Annotated in this window: 20 protein-coding genes and 2 pseudogenes; 15 read left to right on the top strand and 7 right to left on the bottom strand. The window is 61.9% G+C overall.

Translation table 11 applies throughout. From position 1 onward, the window contains the following. Window positions 1–4 precede the first annotated feature (4 nt). Window positions 5–949, top strand: coding sequence for a GlxA family transcriptional regulator (locus HFO71_RS23610; RefSeq protein ID WP_131709785.1), 945 nt, complete (start codon window positions 5–7; stop codon window positions 947–949). Window positions 950–988: 39 nt separating this feature from the next. On the opposite strand, the gene HFO71_RS23615 is transcribed toward HFO71_RS23610, so the two are convergent. Both HFO71_RS23615 and HFO71_RS23620 read right to left on the bottom strand, forming a co-directional pair. After that, the gene (locus HFO71_RS23615; RefSeq protein ID WP_221958076.1) at window positions 989–1,795 is read right to left on the bottom strand and encodes a phytanoyl-CoA dioxygenase family protein; all 807 of its coding nucleotides are present in this window, start codon (window positions 1,793–1,795) and stop codon (window positions 989–991) included. Window positions 1,796–2,024: 229 nt separating this feature from the next. Further along, the gene (locus tag HFO71_RS23620) at window positions 2,025–2,921 is read right to left on the bottom strand and encodes a LysR substrate-binding domain-containing protein (protein WP_026158871.1); all 897 of its coding nucleotides are present in this window, start codon (window positions 2,919–2,921) and stop codon (window positions 2,025–2,027) included. 117 nt (window positions 2,922–3,038) lie between these two features. On the opposite strand from HFO71_RS23620, the gene HFO71_RS23625 reads away from it, so the two are divergent. Then, complete coding sequence (locus tag HFO71_RS23625; protein WP_017962053.1) at window positions 3,039–3,458, top strand: tautomerase family protein; 420 nt, start codon at window positions 3,039–3,041, stop codon at window positions 3,456–3,458. Beyond that, window positions 3,455–4,009 carry a DUF4865 family protein gene (locus HFO71_RS23630; RefSeq protein WP_094087437.1) on the top strand — a complete coding sequence of 185 codons (555 nt, stop codon included), beginning with the start codon at window positions 3,455–3,457 and terminating at the stop codon, window positions 4,007–4,009. Before HFO71_RS23625 ends, HFO71_RS23630 begins: the two co-directional genes overlap by 4 nt. Window positions 4,010–4,011: 2 nt before the next feature. Here the strand turns inward: HFO71_RS23630 and HFO71_RS23635 are convergent, their stop codons facing one another. The 3 genes from HFO71_RS23635 to HFO71_RS23645 all read right to left on the bottom strand — a co-directional run bounded on the left by HFO71_RS23635 (window position 4,012) and on the right by HFO71_RS23645 (window position 6,695). Continuing rightward, a complete protein-coding gene (locus HFO71_RS23635) occupies window positions 4,012–4,647 on the bottom strand; it encodes a LysE family translocator (protein ID WP_094087436.1) in 636 nt (211 codons plus the stop codon). 123 nt (window positions 4,648–4,770) lie between these two features. Continuing rightward, entirely contained in the window at window positions 4,771–6,210 is a 1,440-nt protein-coding gene (gene pyk / locus HFO71_RS23640) for a pyruvate kinase (protein WP_094087435.1), read from the bottom strand. Next, on the bottom strand, window positions 6,210–6,695 hold the full coding sequence (locus HFO71_RS23645) for a DUF1036 domain-containing protein (protein WP_017962056.1): 486 nt from the start codon (window positions 6,693–6,695) through the stop codon (window positions 6,210–6,212). The genes pyk and HFO71_RS23645 overlap by 1 nt, the downstream gene beginning before the upstream one ends. 201 nt (window positions 6,696–6,896) lie before the next feature. On the opposite strand from HFO71_RS23645, the gene HFO71_RS23650 reads away from it, so the two are divergent. The 3 genes from HFO71_RS23650 (at window position 6,897) to HFO71_RS23660 (ending at window position 8,378) form a co-directional block, all read left to right on the top strand. Further along, window positions 6,897–7,685 (top strand): N-formylglutamate amidohydrolase, encoded by a 789-nt coding sequence (locus tag HFO71_RS23650; RefSeq protein WP_221958217.1) that lies wholly within the window; start codon window positions 6,897–6,899, stop codon window positions 7,683–7,685. Between the two features lie 32 nt (window positions 7,686–7,717). Further along, a complete protein-coding gene (locus HFO71_RS23655) occupies window positions 7,718–8,023 on the top strand; it encodes a DUF1244 domain-containing protein (protein ID WP_017962058.1) in 306 nt (101 codons plus the stop codon). A 91-nt stretch (window positions 8,024–8,114) separates the two neighbouring features. After that, the gene (locus tag HFO71_RS23660; protein WP_003542853.1) at window positions 8,115–8,378 is read left to right on the top strand and encodes a DUF2312 domain-containing protein; all 264 of its coding nucleotides are present in this window, start codon (window positions 8,115–8,117) and stop codon (window positions 8,376–8,378) included. Window positions 8,379–8,540: 162 nt separating this feature from the next. On the opposite strand, the gene HFO71_RS23665 is transcribed toward HFO71_RS23660, so the two are convergent. Next, entirely contained in the window at window positions 8,541–10,385 is a 1,845-nt protein-coding gene (locus HFO71_RS23665; protein ID WP_221958072.1) for a peptidoglycan L,D-endopeptidase MepK, read from the bottom strand. Window positions 10,386–10,563: 178 nt separating this feature from the next. Further along, window positions 10,564–12,111 carry a sigma-54-dependent transcriptional regulator gene (locus HFO71_RS23670; protein WP_221958070.1) on the bottom strand — a complete coding sequence of 516 codons (1,548 nt, stop codon included), beginning with the start codon at window positions 12,109–12,111 and terminating at the stop codon, window positions 10,564–10,566. Window positions 12,112–12,422: 311 nt separating this feature from the next. Here HFO71_RS23670 and HFO71_RS23675 point away from each other — a divergent pair, with 311 nt between their 5' ends. From HFO71_RS23675 to HFO71_RS23715, 9 genes and pseudogenes are all read left to right on the top strand, one after another. After that, on the top strand, window positions 12,423–14,279 hold the full coding sequence (locus HFO71_RS23675; RefSeq protein ID WP_131664391.1) for a M3 family oligoendopeptidase: 1,857 nt from the start codon (window positions 12,423–12,425) through the stop codon (window positions 14,277–14,279). A gap of 93 nt (window positions 14,280–14,372) precedes the next feature. Then, window positions 14,373–15,533, top strand: a complete 1,161-nt coding sequence (locus HFO71_RS23680; protein ID WP_221968358.1) for an aminodeoxychorismate synthase component I — start codon at window positions 14,373–14,375, stop codon at window positions 15,531–15,533. Beyond that, window positions 15,530–16,159, top strand: coding sequence for an aminotransferase class IV family protein (locus tag HFO71_RS23685; RefSeq protein WP_168335879.1), 630 nt, complete (start codon window positions 15,530–15,532; stop codon window positions 16,157–16,159). Before HFO71_RS23680 ends, HFO71_RS23685 begins: the two co-directional genes overlap by 4 nt. A 2-nt stretch (window positions 16,160–16,161) precedes the next feature. Continuing rightward, window positions 16,162–16,446 carry a YciI family protein gene (locus HFO71_RS23690; protein WP_017962066.1) on the top strand — a complete coding sequence of 95 codons (285 nt, stop codon included), beginning with the start codon at window positions 16,162–16,164 and terminating at the stop codon, window positions 16,444–16,446. 17 nt (window positions 16,447–16,463) lie between these two features. Beyond that, window positions 16,464–16,828 (top strand): annotated as a pseudogene (locus tag HFO71_RS23695) (nuclear transport factor 2 family protein). Window positions 16,829–17,025: 197 nt separating this feature from the next. Further along, a complete protein-coding gene (locus HFO71_RS23700; RefSeq protein ID WP_094087431.1) occupies window positions 17,026–18,477 on the top strand; it encodes a homospermidine synthase in 1,452 nt (483 codons plus the stop codon). Between the two features lie 171 nt (window positions 18,478–18,648). Beyond that, a complete protein-coding gene (gene omp10 / locus HFO71_RS23705; protein WP_025395995.1) occupies window positions 18,649–19,017 on the top strand; it encodes an outer membrane lipoprotein Omp10 in 369 nt (122 codons plus the stop codon). A 33-nt stretch (window positions 19,018–19,050) separates the two neighbouring features. After that, window positions 19,051–19,275 (top strand): annotated as a pseudogene (locus tag HFO71_RS23710) (hypothetical protein); the annotation flags it as partial. Window positions 19,276–19,450: 175 nt separating this feature from the next. Next, window positions 19,451–21,445 carry a bifunctional metallophosphatase/5'-nucleotidase gene (locus HFO71_RS23715; protein WP_221968356.1) on the top strand — a complete coding sequence of 665 codons (1,995 nt, stop codon included), beginning with the start codon at window positions 19,451–19,453 and terminating at the stop codon, window positions 21,443–21,445. The last annotated feature ends 41 nt before the right edge of the window (window positions 21,446–21,486 follow it).

Consider the following 21,486-nt stretch of genomic DNA (forward strand, 5'->3'; position numbering starts at 1 on the left):
GGTCATGCAGCACGTCGGCTTTCTTCTCTATCCCGGCTTCCAGATCATGAGCCTGGCTGCCGTCTCGGCCTTCGAGTTCGCCAATATCGAACTCGAGGAAAAGGTTTACGAGGTCCACTATCTCTCCGAACATGGCGGGCCAATTGCCAACTCGCTTGGCATGGCGATGGAGACGGAGGCCTTTGGGGACCTAGCCCTCGACACGCTGATCGTGGCGGGAGCGCCCGGCATCAGGCTGCCGAATGCGGCGGAAACCGACTTCGTCCGCGCCGCCTTGCCCGCCACACGTCGCCTGGCGTCGATCTGCACCGGCGCCTTCTTTCTTGCCGAAGCCGGCATCCTTGACGGACGCCGCGCAACGACGCACTGGTATGTCTCGCGCGAACTGCAAAGCCGCTATCCCAAAATAAAGATGGAGGAAGACCGGATCTTCATCATCGACGGTTCCGTCTGGACGTCCGCCGGCATGACGGCCGGTCTCGATCTGGCTTTGGCGATGGTCGAGAAGGATCACGGTATTGAAGTGGCGCGCGCCGTTGCCCGCATGCTTGTCGTCTATCACCGCCGCGCCGGTGGCCAGTCACAATTTTCCGCCCTTCTGGAACTGGAGCCCAAATCGGACCGCATCCAGAAGGCGCTCGCCCACGCCCGCAGCAATCTGAAATCGGCGCTTTCAGTCGAGGAGTTGGCGGAAGCGGCCCATCTTAGCCCCCGCCAGTTCAGCCGCGCCTTCCGCGCTGAAACCGGCCAATCGCCGGCCAAGGCCGTCGAGAACCTGCGGTTGGAAGCGGCCCGGCTGATGATGGAGCAGGGCCGCCACCCGATCGATGTCGTTGCCCGCGAAACCGGCTTTGCCGATCGCGAGCGCATGCGCCGCGCCTTTCTTCGCGCTTTCGGCCAGCCGCCGCAGGCAATTCGGCGCGCCGCCCTGCAGGAGCTGCAGATGTGATACATCCAGCCTGCGACGGCAGGACGCATCCTGTTCTCGTTACCGCTCTTGAAGCGCCCGGCGGATCGCCGTCTCGACCGGCGAATAGGCGCCGTCCTCCCGTTCGAGCCGAAGTGGTTCGGAAGGTGCAAGGCCCGGCTGCGCCATGAAACGGGGCTGCTTGCCGCGGTGCATCTGCGCTGCATGGATGAGGAACGGATGGCACAGATAGACCGTGCCAGCCCGTCCTGTCGCCAACGCCAGCGGCCGCTCCTCCCCGACATGCTCCAGCCAGAGGTGGGCCATCCCTGCATCGCCCGCCGGTTCCAGAAGGCGGGCGATATCCTTGTGCGAACCGACGCGAATGCGGGTCGGCGCGTCCTCCTCCCCGACATCTGAGAACAGGAAGAGCATCAACAGCGCCCGGCCGCGCGAGGTGATGTTCACCCGCCAGGCGGAAAAGTCCCGCTGCTCATCCGGATTGGAATCCTCGCCGGGAAAGCTGAGGTCGACATGCCAACCGGCATCGCCTGGATCATCGCGATGGGGAAAGCGGACCGGGAAACTGCCAAGCCCACTGCGCGGCTCCCAGCGACCCTTTCCGACGAGCTGGTCGAAGGCCGAATGCAACACCGGCGTATTGACGGCTTTCTCGAATGGTCCGCCGCCATAACCGGCAAGCCGCACGACTGGCTGCGTCCACGTCCTTGGATCATCCGCATCGAAAGGAATATCGCGCCACATGATGGCACGAGCTTCCATGGCCAATTCGCGGGGAAAAGCGTCGTCGATCCTGACGAAACCGTCCTCGATGAATCGCTCGATCTGCGCGGCACTCAGTGCCGGCGGGTAAACATCTGCTGTCATGAAACATCTCTCTATCGCCAAACCTGCCGGCTCTTTCCTTGGCCAGATGCAGGGTGGTTACAGTTCACGGCAACGCACAGCCACGAAGGCTGTCAGCGGCCGCATCTTCTGATGCCCGAAGGCAGAGCCCTTAGAGGCTCAAGAAGAAGACCGAAGCGATATTGAGGGTGAAAATCTTCATAGCAGTTCGAGGCTACAGGCTTGCGCCCGAGGGGTCAATCCGGAGATGTCAAGCCGACACCTCGCGCAGCGCGCCATGCACCGACTGAAGCACGAGCTCGGCAAGCCGGGCGGCAGCCGGCTGCGGTTCGGCTTCCGCCCGATGCAGGACCAGACCGAGCTTCGGCAAATCCGGCAGGCCGATCGTCTCCGGCGCCAACGGCCGGACCTTCGCCGGCAGGCCGATCGGCGTGCGGATGGTGAGACCGAGGCCTGCCGCGGTCGCGGCCCAGAGACCGCCGAGACTGGGACTGACGAAGGCGAGCCGCCAGGAGATGCCCGCCTCATCCAGCGCCTTGGTCGCGGCGCTGCGCAACAGACACGGCGCCTCCAGCGAAGCGAGCGGCATCGGCTCACCGCTTGCGGCTTGCCAGGCCGGCTGCTCCTCGGAAGGTCCGATCCAGCGCATCGGCACTTCGCCGATCCGCTCACAATGCGCCGTCAGCGTGCCGTCACTCCAGGCAAGCGCGAGATCGAGCTTGCCCGATGTGACGCGCTCGAGCAGTTCGGCATTGCGCACCACCCGCGCTTCGATGCGGACCTTCGGATGTGCTCGCGCGAAGCGGCCGAGCACATCAGGCAGCAGTGTCTCGCCGAAGTCCTCCTGCAGGCCGAGCCGCACCCAGCCTTCCAGCTCGACGCTGTTGACGGCCGCAGCCGCCTCGTCGTTGAGCTCCAGCAGCCGCCTGGCATAGCCAAGCATCGTCTCGCCGGCATCGGTCAGCGCCAGTCCGCGCCCCGCCTTGCGGAAGATCGGCGTGCCCGCCTGTTCCTCCAGCTTCTTCAGCTGCGCACTCACTGCCGAGGTCGAACGCCCGAGCCGCTCGGCCGCCTTGGCGAAATTGCCGAGTTCCATGCCGGTCGAAAAGGTTCGAAGCACGTCGAGATCAAAGATCGTCCGTCGCATTGCATAATCCCATTTTTCAGGATCATTCATCCATAAAATTCTGATTTTCAGCATCATCGTGCCGTGCGATGGTTCTGCTGTCAAGGCCGACCGACGGCCTGAACCATGGAGATCCCGATGCCCTTCGTTCGCATTTCCCTTCGCAAAGGCAAGTCGCCGGACTACCTCATGGCACTGGCCGACAACATCCAGCGCGCCCTGGTCGAGACCTTCGACGTGCCCGAAAACGACCGCTTCCAGGCCATCCACCAGCATGACGGCAACGAATTGATCTTCGACCGCAGCTATCTCGCCGGCCCGCGCTCGGACGACTTCGTCTATATCTCGATCACGATCGGCAGGCCTCGCACCGTCGAGATCAAGGCGGCGCTCTATCGGCGGCTCGCCGATCTCCTGGCGCAATCGACCGGCCTCCGGCCCGAGGATGTAATGATCGTCATCAGCACCAGCGCACCGGAAGACTGGTCCTTCGGCGACGGCATTGCCCAGATGACCGACCCCGACTGGCGGCTTCGTGCGATCGGAGATCGGCAATGATTGCCATGCAGTACAGCTTCACCCTGCCAGCCGATTACGACATGTCGATCATCGACCGCCGCATCCGCGACAAGGGACCGTTGCTCGACGGCTTTCCCAATCTCGGTTTCAAGGCCTATCTCAGAGCGCGCAAAGGTGAATTCGGCAGTCGCGAAAACCTCTACGCGCCCTTCTACCTCTGGCAGACGCCGGAAGGGGTAAGCGACTTCCTTTGCGGTCCTGGGTTTGAGGCGTTAACAGGCGCCTTCGGCTGGCCGCAGGTCAAAACCTGGATCGTCTGGCAGGCGGAAATCTCGCCTGATATCGCCGCAGCCAAGTTCGCCACCTGCGATATCCAGCAGACGGAACCCTATGCGCCGCTCATCGATCTCCGCGGGGCCAACAGCGCAGAGGCCGATGCCGATATGGCAACAGGCGCGCTCGCCTCCGTCTCCGGCTTCGAACCGACGACATGGACGCGAATACGCTTCAAGCTATGGCGCGAGGTTCCGGAAATCGGCGAGCATACGCAGGCTTATCACGTTGGCCACCTGTCCCTGCCTAGACCCTGAACTCAGACGGTTGCCCGGCGATAGAAGGCCAGCGAGCCGGCAAGCGCCAGCAGCGCGCCACCGCAGGCCCGCTCCAGCCACATGGCGCCGGAGGTTTTGAGGAAACGCACGGCCTGCGAACCGAAGAAGGCGTAGCCGAACATGATGAGGAAATCGAGCGCGGCAAAGACCAGCGCGAGCAACGTGTATTGCGTTACCTGCGACAGGGTCGGATCGATGAACTGCGGCAGGAAGGCCGAGAAGAACAGGTAGCCCTTCGGATTGGTCGCCGCGACCATGAAGCTCTTCAGCCCGATCGAGAAGGATGATGTCGCGCCCGCAGGCGCTCCGGACTTCAACGCCGCATCGATCGTGCCCTTGGAGCGCAGCAGCATGATACCGAGAAAGGCGAGATAGGCGGCACCCGCCCATTTCAGCATCGAAAACCAGAATTCCGATGCAGCGAGCAGCGCACCAAGCCCGATCGCGACAGCGCCGATCAGCACGAAATCGGACAGCACCGCGCCGATCATGCCGGCAATTGCCCGGCGCAGACCATGCCGAGAGCCGTTGGTCAACGCCAGCAGCACTGTCGGCCCCGGCGTCGCGATACCAACGAAGGAAACGGCCGCAAAAGCCAGAAGCGTGACGATATCCATGATGCTCCTCCGAACCCAGGGAATCGAAACTTGCACGCACCGCAGCCCTTGGCAATACCGCCCCATCAACGAAAAAGCCCGCCGCCTCTTCAGGCAGCGGGCGTTCGAAGAGATGCGATCGGATCAGACGCCGCTCTGGCCGTCGGAGCCGATATAGGCGATGCGGATCATGTTGGTGGCGCCGGGAGTGCCGAGCGGCACACCGGCCGAGATGATGATGCGATCGCCCGGCTTGCCGAAGCCTTCGTCCGCGACGATGCGGCAGGCGCGGTTGACCATGTCGTCGAGATCGGTCGCGTCATGGGTGACGACGCAATGCAGGCCCCAGACGACGGCAAGACGGCGCGCCGTCTTGATGATCGGCGACAGCGCCAGGATCGGCACCTGCGGACGCTCGCGCGAGGCACGAAGGCCTGTCGTGCCCGACGAGGTGTAACAGACGATCGCCGACAGCTTCAGCGTTTCGGCGATCTGACGGGCGGCCAGCGAGATCGCATCGGCACCGGTCGCTTCCGGCTGGGCACGCTGGGCATAGATGATGCCGGGATAATGCGGCTCGCGCTCGATGGCGGTGGCAATCGACGCCATCGTCGTCACGGCTTCAACGGGATAGTCGCCCGAGGCCGATTCCGCCGAGAGCATGACGGCATCCGCACCTTCGAACACGGCGGTCGCGACGTCGGAAACTTCGGCGCGTGTCGGCACCGGCGCGGAGATCATCGATTCCAGCATCTGCGTGGCAACGACCACCGGCTTGCCCGAACGGCGGCAGGCGCGGATCAGCTGCTTCTGGATGCCGGGAACCGATTCGAGCGGCATTTCGACGCCGAGATCGCCGCGGGCGACCATCAATGCGTCTGACAGTTCAATGATTTCCTCGATGCGCTCGAGAGCCTGCGGCTTTTCGATCTTCGACATCAGGCCGACGCGGCCGCGGGCGATCTTGCGCACTTCGGCAAGGTCGTCGGGGCGCTGGACGAAGGAAAGCGCCACCCAGTCGACATCGTCGGTGGCAAGCACTGCGTCGAGATCGGCGCGATCCTTGTCCGTCAGTGCGCCGACGCCGAGCAGCGTGTCGGGAAGGCTGACGCCCTTGCGGTCGGAGATGCGCGTGCCCGAAATAACAGTCGTGACGATGCTCTTGCCGTCGCATTTTTCTGCGCGCAGGGCGAGCTTGCCGTCATCGATCAGCAGACGGTGGCCGGGCTGTACCGACTCCAGGATCTCGGGGTGCGGCAGATAGACGCGGTTCTGGTCGCCGAGGGCTTCGTTGTTGTCGAGCGTGAAGGTCTGGCCGGGCCTCAGATCCACCTTGCCGTCGACGAACTTGCCGACACGCAGTTTCGGTCCCTGCAGGTCGGCGAGAATGCCGATCGGCCGGCCGGAGCGCGCCTCGACCGAGCGGATGCGCTGGATGAGCATACGCATCATGTCGTGGCTCGCATGGCTCATATTGATGCGGAAGACATCGGCCCCAGCCTGGTGCAGCTTCTCGATCATCGATTCCTCGGAGGAGGCTGGCCCGAGGGTGGCGAGGATTTTAACTTTGCGATTACGCTTCATCAATTCTGGCTTTCTTGCGTCCCTGGGGTGTCGGAGAGTTGAACCATCCAGCTACCCTGGCGGCCCGTATCATATTCCTTGAATCCCATCTTCTGGTAACCGCGGGCATAACAATCCTGCACACCCGAGATCTTGAATTCATTTTCCGCCACGCACATCTGCACGTCACCCGTCCATCGTCCTCCCCGGGCGGCGTCCTCTGCGTAGAGGTAATAATAACGCGACTGCAATTCTCCCTCGATCAGCGTGGCGCAGGTCGTTGCCGGCACCTGCCACCAGCCCTCCGTCACCCAGCCATCCTTGGCCCGGTATCCGATCGCAACGCCGACGAGATTCTGTGTTCCGTTGCAGACGCGAAAATCGGCGCGTGCGGCATCTGCGATGAAAAACGGCATGGCGGCTGCAAGAGCGAACAGAGCGAGACGGACCAGAGGTCTGGACCGCGTGAGGAAACTTGGCGCGGCTTGGATCAACACGGCTCCCAAATAGCTCCACGGTTATTCGTATCCGTGTCTTCTTGCGCCGCCGTCAAGCGAAAGTCAACGCAATGCTAATCGATTATATTTCCTTTCATAACCACCGTCGAGGGTCCGACTTAACCTCTCCCCACCCTGCCGCGCTTGAACCTGCCGCAGGTGCATGCGATCACTGCGCCCGACGGCGCAATGACGAACGGCAATTCCCTGATGGACGACTTCCAATCCTTCGAAATCCTATCCGGCAAACATGACAAAGGCATGGTGATCCTCGCAGATCACGCGATGAACCGCCTTCCCGCGCGATATGGCCGGCTCGGACTGCCCGACGCGGCCTTCGCCCGCCACATCGCCTATGACATCGGCATCGAGGGCCTGACGCGGCAGCTTTCGGAAAAACTCGGCGTTCCCGCCGTGCTCGGTGGCTTTTCGCGTCTGCTGATCGATCCCAATCGCGGTGAAGACGATCCGACACTGATCATGAAGATCTCCGACGGCGCCGTCATATCAGGCAATCATCCGATCACGCCGCAGGAATGGAACTACCGGATCGAAACCTTCCATCGCCCCTATCACGACGCTGTCGCCGCAACGATCGACAGCGTGGCGAATGCCACCGGCAAGGCACCGCTGGTGCTGTCGCTGCACTCCTTCACGCCAGCCTGGAAAGGCATCCCCCGTCCCTGGCACGCTGCCGTGCTCTGGGATAGCGACCATCGCGCCGTCGGCCCGCTGCTCGACATGCTGCGCGCCGATCACGATCTCGCCGTTGGCGACAACGAACCCTATGACGGCGCGCTGAAGGGCGATACCATGTACCGCCATTGCATGATCACCGGCATTCCGCATGCGCTGCTCGAGGTGCGGCAGGACCTGATCGGAGACGAGACCGGCATATCAGCATGGGCCGAACGCCTGGCGCCGATCTTTGCGGCGATGAATGCCGATCCCGCCTTGCACGAATACGATGTCCGCCTGTCGCGCACCGGCCCCTATTGAACGAAGGCTACACTTAACGAGAGGAAAGCGAGATGACCGCGCTCAGCAAGGAACAACAAACCGAATTCGAAGCTGCCGCCTTCCGCCGCCTCGTCGCACATCTTCGCGAACGCAGCGACGTTCAGAACATCGATCTAATGAATCTGGCCGGCTTCTGCCGCAACTGCCTGTCGAACTGGTATCGGGAAGCCGCCGAGGCAGAAGGTGTCCCGGTGACCAGAGACGAATCGCGCGAGATGGTCTATGGCATGCCCTATGAGGACTGGAAGAATCTTCACCAGAACGAGGCCTCGCCTGTGCAAAAGGCTGCTTTTGACCTGAACAATCCACACAAATAACCTGCCCGGCCGCGAACAGGCTTGACCGTGGCGCCGCTTCGCGGCAGTCACTGGCATCCAAAATTGATCACCGAAAAATCAGGAGAACACGATGTCTGATGCTCATGGCGTCGCCCGCGATCAGCTTCGCGCTTTCATCGAGCGCATTGAACGGCTGGAAGAAGAAAAGAAGACCATCGCCGACGACATCAAGGACGTCTATGGCGAGGCCAAGGGAATGGGCTTCGATACCAAGATCCTGAAGAAGGTCGTGGCGCTGCGCAAGAAGGACGAGCAGGAACGCATGGAAGAGGAAGCAATCCTCGACACCTACCTGCTCGCGCTCGGCATGATCGAGTCGCCGCCAGAAGGCTGATCCTTCCGGCATATTACCGATGTCGACAAGCCGCCGGCCTCCCGGCGGCTTTTCTTTTGCGGTGGAAACAACTGCCTAAACAGCCAGCTTGCCGGATCGAAATAAAAAAGAAAAACCGCCGGATCGCTCCGGCGGTTTTCGACTTTTCCTCGATTGGCAGGCTCAGTTCGTGTTGAACTTGCGCACTTCCATGAAGTTCACAGCCGTGCCGCTGAAGCGGGCCGGGTCGACCGAAGCGGTCTTGACGTTGAAGCCCTCGGCATAGACGGCGATCGGCTGGGCACGCATCGTCTGGCTGACGAACCGCGGCGCCTTGACCTGCTTGGAGGCCATTTCGAGGCGGGCATTGGTGAGCGCCCACTGCGAGATCATCTTTTCCGTCAGCTTCGGTTCGGTGCGCACCGTCGTACGGCTGGCACCCGCTGCCGCGGCTTCCTTATGCGTCGGGCGACCACCCTTGGCAGGAAGCCCCTGCGCCACGGCGCTTTCGACAGCCGGTTCGTCGAAGCCGTCGCCAAAGCTTGCCGATTTGGTCATCGGCGCCAATGCGGCGAGTTCGAGCGGCGGCTTTGCGGCAGGCGCCTTTTGCGTCATCGCGGCTTTGATCGCCTGCTCGACCGTCTGCGGCGGCGCATTCGACGCGATCTGGCTTTCCCCTTCGTTTCGCTGCTGGTCGAGCGCATCGGCAAGGGCAGGAGACAGCGCGTCCTGATCGGCTTCGTCGGCCTCTGCTTCCGGATCGGCATCGGCCGCGGCAAGAAGGTTCTCGGCAACCGCGGGGCGTTCGATCGGCGTCGGAACCGGCAGTGCATTCGCGCCCGTCAACATGGGATCGGCCAATGCAACCTCGGCGTCGCCAGGGGCGCGGCGCTGACCGAGAAGCGAGGGAACCGGAATACTGTATGCGCTGAGATCGGCGAACTGCTGCGGCTGGGCCTGGTCGGCCGGAAGGGCCGCAGCAAGGGCCTGCTGTGCGGCATTACCCGAAGGCGGGGCTACGAGCGCGTTCGCCACTTCGCTGCTCGTCGGCTGATTGCTGAATGCCGGGCGAACCTGCGGCACCGGCGCGTTCAGATCGGCGACTTCGGTCTGCTGCGGCTCGGCAGGAGCGGGCTCGGCCTTCGGCGGCGTCGCCTTGGCGACGGCGACAGGCGTGGAATCGTCCGACTCGTCTTCCTGCTCGTCCGCTCCGCCGCCAAAGAGCGCGGCAAACAGCGTCTTGTGCTTCGGCGCCGATTCGGAAGCGCTGGCGATCTGGATCTGCGGGCCGCTGCCGCGGCGCTTATAGTCGGCCATCGCTTGCTGGTAGCCCGGCAATGGCTTGCCATCGGCCGGAATATGGATGGTGTTGCCGTTGGGGAAAAGCCTGACGAGTTCGTCGCGGCTCATCCGCGGCCAGGCGCGAACGCCGCCGACATCCATATGCACGAAGGGCGAGCCCGATTTCGGATAGAAGCCGACGCCGCCGACCTGCATCTTCATGCCGATGGCGCGCAGCGTCGCCAGTTTGACGTCGGGAATGAAGAAATCCATCGCCTTGCCGAGCATATGCTGGCTCTTTTCGGCGACGCCGGATTTGCGCGAGCGGCCACGCAGCATCTCGTTGGTCCCCGGCGAACGGAAACCGCAGACGACGTTGATGTAATCCCTCGAACCGCTCTGGCGATAGACTTCCCAGATCAGGTCGAACAGGCGCGGGTCCATCTTCGTCGGCTGGTTCTTGCGCCAGTCGCGCAGGAAGCGGTTCAGCTGCTCCAGACCCTTGGGGTCGAACTTGCCGTTCCGCTTGTAGGTGATGACAGCTTTTTCGCCGGTATGAATGAAATAAAGCTTGAGGCTGCGGGTGTCGCCCGCTGCCTGCGAAGGCGTACCAACGAATACCGGTGAGGAAACCGCGAGCGCAAGAAGGGCGGCCGCTACCGTCCTTATTGCCTTTCCGCAAATGTCGGCGCACAAAGAACGCCAGCTCAAGCGCGAAGGCTTGGAATTTCCATTCAGATTCGGCAACTCGATCCCCGTCAGACAGACAATGTCCCGTACTGTCTCAGATGACTGTCAAATGCGGTCACACGATGGCAAAAATGCCACACATGATCAACCTTTTCTTTACATAGTGAACGCGCCACTAACAAGTGGTTTATGACTAGTAACAAAACGTGGTTGCCTTAATCTTAATGAAAAGCGCTTAAGCCGCATCTTTCTGGGGATTGTCAGGATCTATGCCGTAGTCCTTGAGCTTGCGATAAAGTGTGGATCGGCCGATGCCGAGCTTGCGCGCCACTTGACTCATCTGCCCGCGGTAGAATTTGAGCGCGAATCGGATGAGCTCCTCCTCGACATCGGCAAGCCTACGCACGTCTCCGGCAGGATTGACGCTGGCGATGGCGTTTTCCGAGGCCTCGGACAGCCGGTGATGGTGCACCTCGCCTGAGATCGACGCCCTGAAGTCCTCGCCATAGCCGCTGTCGGGATCGAGGCCGGTATTGTCGGCAACGAGCGCCAGGTGATCCACCACGTCATATTCCGGAAGCTGGGCGGCGATCTGCGGGAAATCCGCTTCGGTCAACTCCGGCCCTTCGGCCAAGACGACCGCGCGGAAGATCGCGTTTTCGAGCTGGCGGATGTTGCCCGGCCAGTCATAGGCCGTCAGCAAAGCCAGCGTGCCGGCATTCACCGTCATGCGGCGGCCGTTCTTCTGCTCGCTGGAGAAGCGGTCAGCAAAGACGCGCACCAGATGCGGAATGTCTTCCTTACGTTTGCGCAGCGCAGGAATGGTGATCGGGAAGACGTTGAGGCGATAATAGAGATCCTCGCGGAAATGGCCGTTCTTGACCTCCTCGATCAGATCCTTGTTGGTCGCCGAGATCAGTCGGACATTGACCTTGTGCGCGGTGCGCGCACCGACGGTCTCGATCTCGCCCTGCTGCACGGCACGCAGAAGCTTCACCTGCACCTCAAGCGGCAGGTCACCGATCTCGTCGAGAAAGATGGTGCCGCCATCGGCTTCCATGAATTTGCCGATATGGCGCTCCGTCGCGCCGGTAAACGCGCCCTTCTCGTGACCGAAGAGAATGCTTTCGACCAGATTATGCGGGATCGCCCCGCAATTGACCGTGACGAAGGGCTTGTTCGAGCGGTCGCCGCCGGACTGGATGGCGCGCGCCACCAGCTCCTTGCCGACGCCGGATTCGCCTTCGAGCACGACGGGAATGTTGGACTGAGCCGCCCGCTGGGCGAGATCGATGACACGGAGCATCGCCGGGCTTGCCGAGACGATGTCGTCGAAACCGACCGAGCCTGAGCGCGACCGGCGTCCGGCCCGCGCCTTCACCTCGCGCTGGTCGAGCTTCATCGCGTTCGAGATGGAAGTGGCGATGCGTTCGGGCGAGACCGGCTTGACGACGAAATCGAAGGCGCCGGCGCGCATCGCCTGCACCACCGTTTCGATGCCGCCCTGCCCCGTCTGCACGATGACGGGGATCTGCGTGCCGAATTCGTGAAGCGCATCGAGGAATTCGAGGCCGGTCATCTCCGGCATCATCAAGTCGAGCACGATGACGTTGAAAAGGCCGCTGTCGCGTTTGACCATTTCCAGGCCGATGCGGCCGTTTTCCGCCTGGTGCACGACATGGCCGTGACGCTCGATTGCGTTCTTGAGCAGGCGGCGCTGCACGGGGTCGTCTTCGACCACGAGGATCTGCCCTGCTCCCTTGAGCTCATTGTAACCCGTCATTGTCGCCTCACTTCATGCGAAACCATAAAGCGCACTCTGACAGCAAGGCTTGAACATCCAGTTTTGAGAAACAATTGCATTTTAACGATTGCCACGCGTCGTTTTCGTGCCGAAGCGAGAGCCTTTCATGCGCCGAAAGCCCCTTGATGCCGGGCCTTCCCGCGCTTACAGCGCCGCCGTCTTTTCAGACGCGCAAAGGACGCTGTAACACTTTGAACCTACGCATCGTGCTTTCCGAAAATCGATTCCGATTTTCGGGCCGATGCGGTAGACAATCAGACCTGTTATGAAAGTGGAGAGGAATTGCGCCCATGAAAATCAAGCTCCCGCATGCCGGCCTTCTTTTATCGGCAGCAGCGCCAGCCGGAGCCGCCGACCCGGCGCTCGGCGAGCTGCCGGTCTGGAAGCTGCAGGATCTTTATCCCTCCGCCACCTCCACCGCCTTCGTCGCCGACATGGAAAAGGCCGGCAAGGCAGCGATCGCCTTTGAAGAAAAGTGGAAGGGCACACTCACTGAGGCGGCGGCGAAGACCGGCGCTGAGGGCATCGGCGCGGCGCTGAAGGAATATGAGGCGCTAGACGACATCATCGGCCGTCTCGGCTCCTTCGCCGGCCTCACTTATTTCTCCGACACCACCAATCCGACAAACGGCAAGCTCTACGGCGACGTACAGACCAAGATCACCGAATTTTCCGGCCATCTCCTGTTCTTTGCGCTGGAACTGAACCGCATCGACGACGCGGTGCTCGACGCCTGCATGGCGAATGATCCCGCCGCCGGACATTATCGCCCTTGGCTGCTCGACCTCCGGAAGGACAAGCCCTATCAGCTCGACGACAAGCTGGAACAGCTATTCCTCGAGAAGTCGATGACATCGGCCGCCGCCTTCAACCGCCTCTTCGACGAAACCATGGCGGAACTTCGCTACGACATCGATGGCGAGAAAGTGCCGCTCGAAGTCGCGCTGAACAAGCTGCAGGAAAAGGATCCGGAAGTGCGCCGCAAGGCAGCCATGGCGCTCGCCGAAACCTTCAAGGCGAATATCCGCACCTTCACGCTGATCACCAACACGCTTGCCAAGGATAAGGAGATCGCCGACCGCTGGCGCGGCTTCGAAGACATCGCCGACAGCCGCCACCTGGCAAACCGCGTCGAGCGCGAGGTCGTCGATGCGCTGGCCGCAGCCGTCCGCGAAGCCTATCCCCGCCTTTCGCATCGCTATTACAAGATGAAGGCGAAATGGCTCGGCATGGAGCAGATGAATTTCTGGGACCGCAACGCGCCGCTTCCGGAAACCTCCACCGCCATCATCTCCTGGCCGGAGGCGAAGGACACGGTGCTTTCGGCCTATGGCAATTTTGCCCCCGAAATGGCTAATATCGCCAGGCGGTTCTTCGACGAACAGTGGATCGATGCTCCGGTTCGTGCCGGCAAGGCGCCCGGCGCCTTCGCCCATCCGACGGTTCCCTCCGCCCATCCCTATGTGCTCGTCAATTATATGGGCAAGCCGCGCGATGTGATGACCCTTGCCCATGAACTCGGGCACGGCGTGCATCAGGTTCTCGCCGGCGCACAAGGGGCGCTGATGTGCCAGACGCCGCTGACGCTTGCCGAAACCGCTTCCGTCTTCGGCGAGATGCTGACCTTCCGCGCCCTTCTGCAAAAGACCACCGATACGCGCGAACGCAAGGCGATGCTCGCCCAGAAGGTCGAGGACATGATCAACACGGTCGTGCGCCAGATCGCCTTCTACGAATTCGAGCGGAAGCTGCACACCGCCCGCAAGGCCGGCGAACTCACAGCTGACGACATCGGCGAGCTCTGGCTCTCCGTCCAGTCGGAGAGCCTTGGGCCGGCGATCAGCATTTCCGAGGGATACGAGACCTACTGGGCCTACATCCCCCACTTCATCCACTCGCCCTTCTATGTCTACGCCTATGCCTTCGGCGATTGCCTGGTGAATTCGCTCTATGCCGTCTACCAGAAGGCCGAGAAGGGCTTCCAGGAGAAGTATTTCGAACTGCTGAGGGCCGGCGGCACCAAGCATCACTCGGAACTGCTGAAGCCTTTCGGCCTCGACGCCACCGATCCGTCGTTCTGGAGCCAGGGCCTGGCGATGATCGAAGGGCTGATCGACGAACTGGAAGCGTTGGATAGAGCGGCCTGATCAGCCCTGTCCCCACGCTAAACCTCTTCCCGCAAGCGGGAAGAGGCGCCAGCAGGCGGACGAGGGATCGCGCTCCAAGAAAAGACGCCGCCGATGGCCGAAACCCAACCCACTATTCTCTTCCGCGACGACGTGACCGGACAGGTGATGCTCTTTGCCGAACCGGCCGAGATCATCGTTGCCAGGACGCGCGCCGAGTTCTTTGCAGGCCTTGCCCGGATGGAGCAGGCCAAGGCAGCAGGCAAATGGCTTGCCGGCTACATGGCCTATGAGGCCGGATACCTCTTCGAGGAAAAACTTGCTCCCTTCGCCGGGGAACATCGCGAGACCCCACTCATCTGTTTCGGCGTGTTTGACGCTCCGCAGGCCGATACGCATCCGCTTGCCCAGCCAAAACAGCGCCTCGAAAACGAGGAATTCCTCACCGCTCCGAAAGCCGCCTGGGATTTCCCTATATATAAAGAGCGCTTCGACCGTCTCCACCAGCACCTGCGGCTCGGCGACGCCTATCAGGCGAACCTCACCATGCCGGTCGAGGCTCGCTGGAATGGCGATCCTCGTGCCGCCTTCTGGTCGCTGATCGAACGCCAGCCGGTCAAATACGGCGCGCTGGTCGATCTCGGCGGCCCGATCATCCTTTCGCGGTCGCCCGAACTTTTCTTCCGCACCGATGAAGAGGGCTGGATCGAGACCCATCCGATGAAGGGCACGGCGAAACGCGGCGCTACCACCGCCGAGGATGCCGAAATCATCAAGGCCATGCGCCGCGATATCAAGACGCAGGCGGAAAACCGCATGATTGTCGATCTCCTGCGCAACGATATCTCCCGCATTACGGAGGTCGGCACGCTCGACGTTCCGAAGCTCTTCGACATCGAGACCTATCCGACCGTCCACCAGATGGTGAGCCATGTCCAGGCAAGGCTCCGCCCCGATCATTCGATCCGCGACATCTTCTCCGCGCTCTTCCCCTGCGGTTCGATCACCGGCGCCCCGAAGATGCGGGCAATGGAAATCCTCCACGGGCTCGAGGATATCCCCCGCGACGCCTATTGCGGCGCGATCGGCATGATCTCACCCACCGGCGCCATGCGTTTTTCCGTCGCCATCCGCACGATCACGCTTTTTAACGGCGGCAGGGCCGTCTTCAATGTCGGCGGCGGCATCGTCTTCGATTCGACCGCCGAGGCCGAATATGAGGAATGCCTGCTCAAGGCCCGCTTCGCTGTCGGCGACCAATGGATTGCGCGATGATCGATTTTTCGTTGATCGAGACGCTGCGCTGGCAGCCCGGCGAGGGCTTCATCCGGCTGCGGCTGCATCTCGCCCGGCTTTCCCGCTCCGCCCGTCGCCTTGGCTTCCCACAACCGATCGAGGCGGCGGCCAAGCTCGACGAAGCCGTTGCGGGTGCTACCGGTCCACTGCGCATCCGCCTGACCTTCGACGCGCAAGGCCGGATCGAGGTGACGCGCGCCGCTTTCGTGCCCCTGGCGCCCGAAACCATCTGGACCGTCCGCCTCGCCGAGACCCGCCTAAATTCCGCCGACAGACTGCTGCGCCTCAAGACCACGCGCCGCGCCGTCTACGAGGCCGCGCGCGCCGAATACAGGCCTGATGAAGCCGATGAAGTCATGCTTTTGAACGAGTGCGGCGAAGTCTGCGAGGGCACCATCACCTCGATCTTCCTGGACGATGGAACCGGCATCCTGCGCACCCCGCCGATCTCCTGCGGCCTGCTCGCCGGCGTGCTGCGCACCGAACTCATCTGCCGGCGACAGGCCCGCGTCGGCCGTATCACGCTTGCCGATCTCGATGCCGGCACGCTTTATATCGGCAATTCGCTGCGCGGTCTTATCCTCGCAAACCTCGTCAGGAGCTGACCATGTTCATTCTCTCGCTCACCTATGTGAAACCCAACGATGAAGCCGACAGGCACATGGAGCCGCACATGGCCTGGGTGAAGGAGGGTTATGCCAAGGGCTGGTTCCTCGCCTCAGGCCGCAAGGTACCGCGCACCGGCGGCGTCATCCTCGCAATCGGCGATCGCACCGCAATCGAGACCTATGTCGCCGCCGATCCCTTCATCATCCATGGCGTTGCCGAATACGATATCACCGAGCTTGCCGTAACGACTGCGGTCGAAGGACTGGAAATCCTGAAGCGCTGAATTAGCAGGAGCCGATCATGGATGATCTCGCAGCCCATCTGAAAGAGCTCGAAGAAAAACTCTTCGACCCGTCCGTTCGCGCCTCGCGGGAGATGCTGACTACGCTGCTCTCGCGCGATTCCGTGAAATCGGCAGTTCCGGACGGCTCTATACCTTCGACGTCATTGTGCCCAGTCTTTTGGCCGAACAACGGACGGGAACGTCCCACGGCGAGCATTTCGAAACCCAAAGACTTGCCGAGCACATCGCGCTCGTCACCTACCGCGCCATTTACACAGACACCGACGGAAGCGAAAGGCGAACGCTGCGCAGTTCCATCTGGCGGCTGGAAGAGGACGGGCACTGGCGTATGCTCTTCCACCAGGGCACCGTCATCGGTTAAGCCAATCCAGACGGGCTGCCGATCCCCAGGACGGCCTCGCCGGCCTCTATCGCCGCTCGATATTTGGCCTTTCCCCGTCAACGCTCTTTATTGTGACGCCGTTTTATGGTTAGAGCCGGTCACCTCGCACTCTCTGCGGCAATTTCAAAACAATTCTTCAGGCTGAACGCCTTCGTCCTCTTCCACAGGAGAAAAGAATGACGGAACAGAACTATCCGGTATATGCCGAAATTACCGGTCCGATCGTGATGATCGGCTTTGGCTCCATTGGTCGCGGCACCCTGCCTCTGATCGAGCGCCATTTCAAATTCGACAAGAGCCGGATGGTCGTCATCGACCCTCGTGAAGAACCCTCCGACATGGAGATCCTGAAGAAGCACGGCGTTCGCCACATCAAGGAATATGTCACCAAGGACAATTACAAGGAACTGCTGAAGCCGCTGCTGACGGAAGGCGAGGGCCAGGGTTTCTGCGTCAACCTTTCGGTCGACACCTCCTCGCTCGACATCATCAAGCTCTGCCGCAAGCTCGACGTTCCCTATATCGACACCGTCGTCGAGCCTTGGCTCGGCTTCTATTTCGACAAGAGCATGAGCAATGCCGACCGCACCAACTATGCGCTGCGCGAAACCATGCGCAAGGAAAAGGCGAAGAATCCGGGCGGCGCCACCGCCGTCTCCACATGCGGCGCCAATCCCGGCATGGTCTCCTGGTTCGTCAAGCAGGCGCTCGTCAACCTCGCCAACGACATCGGCCTCAAGTTCGAGGAACCGGACCAGCACGATCGCGAAGGCTGGGCAAAGCTGATGAAGAAGCTCGGGGTAAAGGGCGTCCACATCGCCGAGCGCGACACCCAGCGCACCAAGCATCCGAAGCCGCTCAACGTCTTCTGGAACACCTGGTCCGTCGAAGGCTTCATCTCTGAAGGCCTGCAGCCGGCCGAACTCGGCTGGGGCACACATGAAGAATGGATGCCGAAGAACGCCAAGAAGCACAAGAAGGGCAACAAGGCGGCAATCTACCTGGAACAGCCGGGCGCCAACACCCGCGTGCGCACCTGGTGCCCGACGCCTGGTCCGCAATATGGCTTCCTCGTCACCCACAACGAGTCGATCTCGATCGCCGACTTTTTCACGGTCCGCGACAAGGACGGCGAAGTGACCTTCCGCCCGACCTGCCACTATGCCTACCACCCGGCCAACGACGCCGTTCTCTCGCTGCATGAGATGTTCGGCAATGGCGGCACGCCGCAGCCGGTCCATCACGTTCTCGACGAGGACGAGCTGGAGGACGGCATCGACGAACTCGGCGTCCTGCTCTACGGCCATGAGAAGAATGCCTATTGGTATGGCTCACGCCTGTCGCTGGAAGAAACCCGCCGCATCGCGCCCTACCAGAACGCCACCGGCCTGCAGGTCACATCCGCCGTCCTCGCCGGCATGGTCTGGGCGCTGGAAAACCCGAATGCCGGCATCGTCGAAGCCGACGAGATCGATTACAAGCGCTGCCTCGAAGTGCAGATGCCTTATCTCGGCCCGGTCGAAGGCCACTACACCGACTGGACCCCGCTCGACGGCCGTCCGGGCCTCTTCCCGGAGGATATCGACACCAAGGATCCGTGGCAGTTCAGGAACATTCTGGTTCGCTGAGATCGCCTGCACGGCTTTGACAATGCCCGCCGCAAGGCGGGCATTTTTGTAACGCCGGCTGTATAATTGGCGCCCGCCACCCCTCCAAGGCTTGCCTTCGTGCCGGGCGCGCGCCATGTTTTGCCCGAACTTGGCGGCTGTCCGCCGCGCCGATTCGCCGGGAGAAGCCTTATGAAAATCAGAACTGGTCTTGTTCTTGTCGGTGCAGCGGCCGCTCTTGCCGCCTGCGTTTCATCGGAGCCGCGTCGTTTGCCGGTTGCAACCTCGCCCGCCGCCACCGGTGTCGAAGGCAACTGGAGCGATCCGAACGGCATCGTTTCCACCTTCCAAGGCGGTACTTTCACCACCCGCACGACCGACAGCAACCAGCTTCTTGCCTCGGGCACCTATATCAATACCTCACCGACCCTGGTGGAGATCAACATGACCTCGCTGGTGCGCAAGACCCAGTCCAAGGTCAATTGCGCCCTCGTCAACCCGAGCCAGCTCAATTGCACCTCCGATTCCGGCGCGCAGTTCACGCTTTCCCGCCGCGGCTGAGAGATGGGGCGATAGGCTAGAGCACACCATGCGGGCATCGCCGCTCCCGATTGCGCCGGGCCGCTGGTGCCGATCTTCGTCGTACCGGCGGTTCTGATCTATGGTGCAGGCGCGCTCATTGCCTATCGGGCCGGCCGGCGCTTTCATCGCCTCGTTTCCATTCTCTGCTTGATCATCGCGCTCGCCACGGTTCCGAATATTGCGGAGGCCGTGCACGAACTCTATCGAAACACCCCCGACGGCGAATGCCGGGAATAAAGCAACCCGGCTTTTTTACCCTGCCCCCTTGGAAACCGCCCCGCCTGGCCCAGCTTTCTCTTGCGGTCGTGCATCGTCTGATGGAACATCCGCAGGCCGGGAAACCGCCCCGGCGCATAATGAAAGGGATCGGCGAGGATCAGGGGGATCTTTCGCCTCAATCAGGAGAACAGGGATGACGAAGTCTTTCAGCTTCGGTCTTTTGACCGCGTCCATGCTGGCGCTGAGCGCGGGCGCCGCCTTTGCGGATTACGAACTCAATATTCTTCATATCAACGATTTCCATTCGCGCATCGAATCGATCAACAAGTTCGACTCCACCTGCTCGGCCGAGGAGGAAGGCAAGAAGGAATGCTTTGGTGGTGCGGCCCGCCTGAAGACCGCGATTGACCAGCGTCGTCAGGCGCTATCCGGCAAGAACGTCGTCCTCCTCAATGCCGGCGACAATTTCCAGGGCTCGCTCTTCTACACGACCTACAAGGGAGCGGCCGAAGCCGAATTCCTGAACCTGATGAAGTTCGACGCCATGACCGTCGGCAACCATGAATTCGACGACAGCGAGGACGGGCTCGCGACCTTCCTCGACAAGGTGCAGTTCCCTGTCGTGACGGCGAACGTCAAGGCGACCGCCGCCTCCAAGCTCGGCGACCGCATCAAACCGTCGCTGGTGCTCGATGTCGGCGGCCAGAAGATCGGCATCGTCGGCGCCGTCACCAATGATACGGCAGAACTTTCCTCCCCCGGCCCGAACGTTGCGATTGAAGATGATGTCCAGACCATCACGGCAGCCATTCAGGATCTGAAGGGCCAGGGCGTCAACAAGATCATCGCGCTGACCCATGTCGGTTACCCCCGCGATCTCGCCCTGATCGCCAAAATCCCGGATGTCGATGTCGTCGTCGGCGGCCATTCGCACAGCCTGCTCTCGAATACCGACCCCAAGGCGGAAGGCCCCTATCCGACGATGGTCGACAATCCCGGCGGCTACAAGGTGCCGGTCGTCCAGGCCGCCTCCTACAGCAAGTATCTCGGTGATCTCGTCGTCAATTTCGACGACAGCGGCGTGGTCAAGGATGCCAAGGGCGATCCGATCCTGATCGATTCCAGCTTCACGCCCGATCCCGCCGTCATTGCCCGCATTGCCGAACTGGCAAAGCCGATCGAGGAACTGCGCAAAAAGGTGATCGGCTCCTCCGAAAGCCCGATCGAAGGCGACCGCAAGGTCTGCCGCGTCAAGGAATGCTCGATGGGCAATCTGGTGGCCGACGCCATGCTCGATCGCACCAAGAACCAGGGCGTCACCATCGCCGTCCAGAACGGCGGTGGCCTACGCGCTTCGATCGACGGTGGCGAGGTCACCCAGGGTGAGGTCATCACCGTCCTGCCGTTCCAAAACACGCTCGCTACGTTTGAGACGACCGGCGCAGACATCGTCAAGGCGCTCGAAAACGGTGTCAGCCAGATTGACCAGGGCGCCGGGCGCTTCCCGCAGGTCGCCGGCCTGAAGTTCTCCTTCGACCAGTCGAAGCCTGTCGGCAGCCGCGTCAGCGATGTCCAGGTGAAGGAAGGTGACAGCTTCGTTCCGATCGATCCGGCCAAGACCTACAAAGTCGCCACCAACAACTTCATGCGGGCCGGTGGCGACGGCTATACGATCTTTAAAGAGGGCCAGAACGCCTATGATTATGGTCCGGATCTTGCCGACGTGACCGCCGAATTTGTCGCCGCGCATTCGCCTTACAAGCCCTACACGGATGGCCGCGTCACGGAACTGGCGCAGGCAGCGCCTGCTCCGGCTCCCTCTGCCGAACCCAGCCCTGCACCGGCTGCTCCCGCCCCATCCACCGAGCCGGCTCCCGCACCCGCTGCCCCGGCCCCAGCAGCACCGGCTCCCGCGCCGGCGGCACCTGCAGAACCGACTCCTGCACCCGCGGCACCGGCGCCAGCAGCACCCGCACCCGCCGCGGAACCGGCACCCGCACCGGCAGCCTCCACACCTGCCGCGACGACGCCTTCCACCCACGTCATCGCCGCGGGCGATACCTTCTGGGATCTCGCCGTGACCTTCTATGGCGACGGCACGCTGTGGCGGAAACTTTCGGATGCCAATGGCAGTCCAAACCCGCGTCACCTGACGGTCGGCAAGGAGATCGAGGTCCCCGCCAAGTAAGACGATTTGTCTCGACGCCACTGGCCGGTCCGGGGTTTCCC

This window comes from Rhizobium laguerreae (assembly GCF_019778565.1).
In the GTDB taxonomy this organism is placed as follows: Bacteria; Pseudomonadota; Alphaproteobacteria; order Rhizobiales; family Rhizobiaceae; genus Rhizobium; species Rhizobium laguerreae.

Excerpts from the sequence above, each read along its gene's own strand:
- HFO71_RS23610 (WP_131709785.1), top strand. The coding sequence starts at position 5 with ATGCAGCACGTCGGCTTTCTTCTCTATCCCGGCTTCCAGATCATGAGC.
- HFO71_RS23615 (WP_221958076.1), bottom strand. The coding sequence starts at position 1,795 with ATGACAGCAGATGTTTACCCGCCGGCACTGAGTGCCGCGCAGATCGAG.
- HFO71_RS23620 (WP_026158871.1), bottom strand. The coding sequence starts at position 2,921 with ATGCGACGGACGATCTTTGATCTCGACGTGCTTCGAACCTTTTCGACC.
- HFO71_RS23625 (WP_017962053.1), top strand. The coding sequence starts at position 3,039 with ATGCCCTTCGTTCGCATTTCCCTTCGCAAAGGCAAGTCGCCGGACTAC.
- HFO71_RS23630 (WP_094087437.1), top strand. The coding sequence starts at position 3,455 with ATGATTGCCATGCAGTACAGCTTCACCCTGCCAGCCGATTACGACATG.
- HFO71_RS23635 (WP_094087436.1), bottom strand. The coding sequence starts at position 4,647 with ATGGATATCGTCACGCTTCTGGCTTTTGCGGCCGTTTCCTTCGTTGGT.
- pyk (WP_094087435.1), bottom strand. The coding sequence starts at position 6,210 with ATGAAGCGTAATCGCAAAGTTAAAATCCTCGCCACCCTCGGGCCAGCC.
- HFO71_RS23650 (WP_221958217.1), top strand. The coding sequence starts at position 6,897 with ATGGACGACTTCCAATCCTTCGAAATCCTATCCGGCAAACATGACAAA.
- HFO71_RS23655 (WP_017962058.1), top strand. The coding sequence starts at position 7,718 with ATGACCGCGCTCAGCAAGGAACAACAAACCGAATTCGAAGCTGCCGCC.
- HFO71_RS23660 (WP_003542853.1), top strand. The coding sequence starts at position 8,115 with ATGTCTGATGCTCATGGCGTCGCCCGCGATCAGCTTCGCGCTTTCATC.
- HFO71_RS23670 (WP_221958070.1), bottom strand. The coding sequence starts at position 12,111 with ATGACGGGTTACAATGAGCTCAAGGGAGCAGGGCAGATCCTCGTGGTC.
- HFO71_RS23675 (WP_131664391.1), top strand. The coding sequence starts at position 12,423 with ATGAAAATCAAGCTCCCGCATGCCGGCCTTCTTTTATCGGCAGCAGCG.
- HFO71_RS23680 (WP_221968358.1), top strand. The coding sequence starts at position 14,373 with ATGGCCGAAACCCAACCCACTATTCTCTTCCGCGACGACGTGACCGGA.
- HFO71_RS23685 (WP_168335879.1), top strand. The coding sequence starts at position 15,530 with ATGATCGATTTTTCGTTGATCGAGACGCTGCGCTGGCAGCCCGGCGAG.
- HFO71_RS23690 (WP_017962066.1), top strand. The coding sequence starts at position 16,162 with ATGTTCATTCTCTCGCTCACCTATGTGAAACCCAACGATGAAGCCGAC.
- HFO71_RS23700 (WP_094087431.1), top strand. The coding sequence starts at position 17,026 with ATGACGGAACAGAACTATCCGGTATATGCCGAAATTACCGGTCCGATC.
- omp10 (WP_025395995.1), top strand. The coding sequence starts at position 18,649 with ATGAAAATCAGAACTGGTCTTGTTCTTGTCGGTGCAGCGGCCGCTCTT.
- HFO71_RS23715 (WP_221968356.1), top strand. The coding sequence starts at position 19,451 with ATGACGAAGTCTTTCAGCTTCGGTCTTTTGACCGCGTCCATGCTGGCG.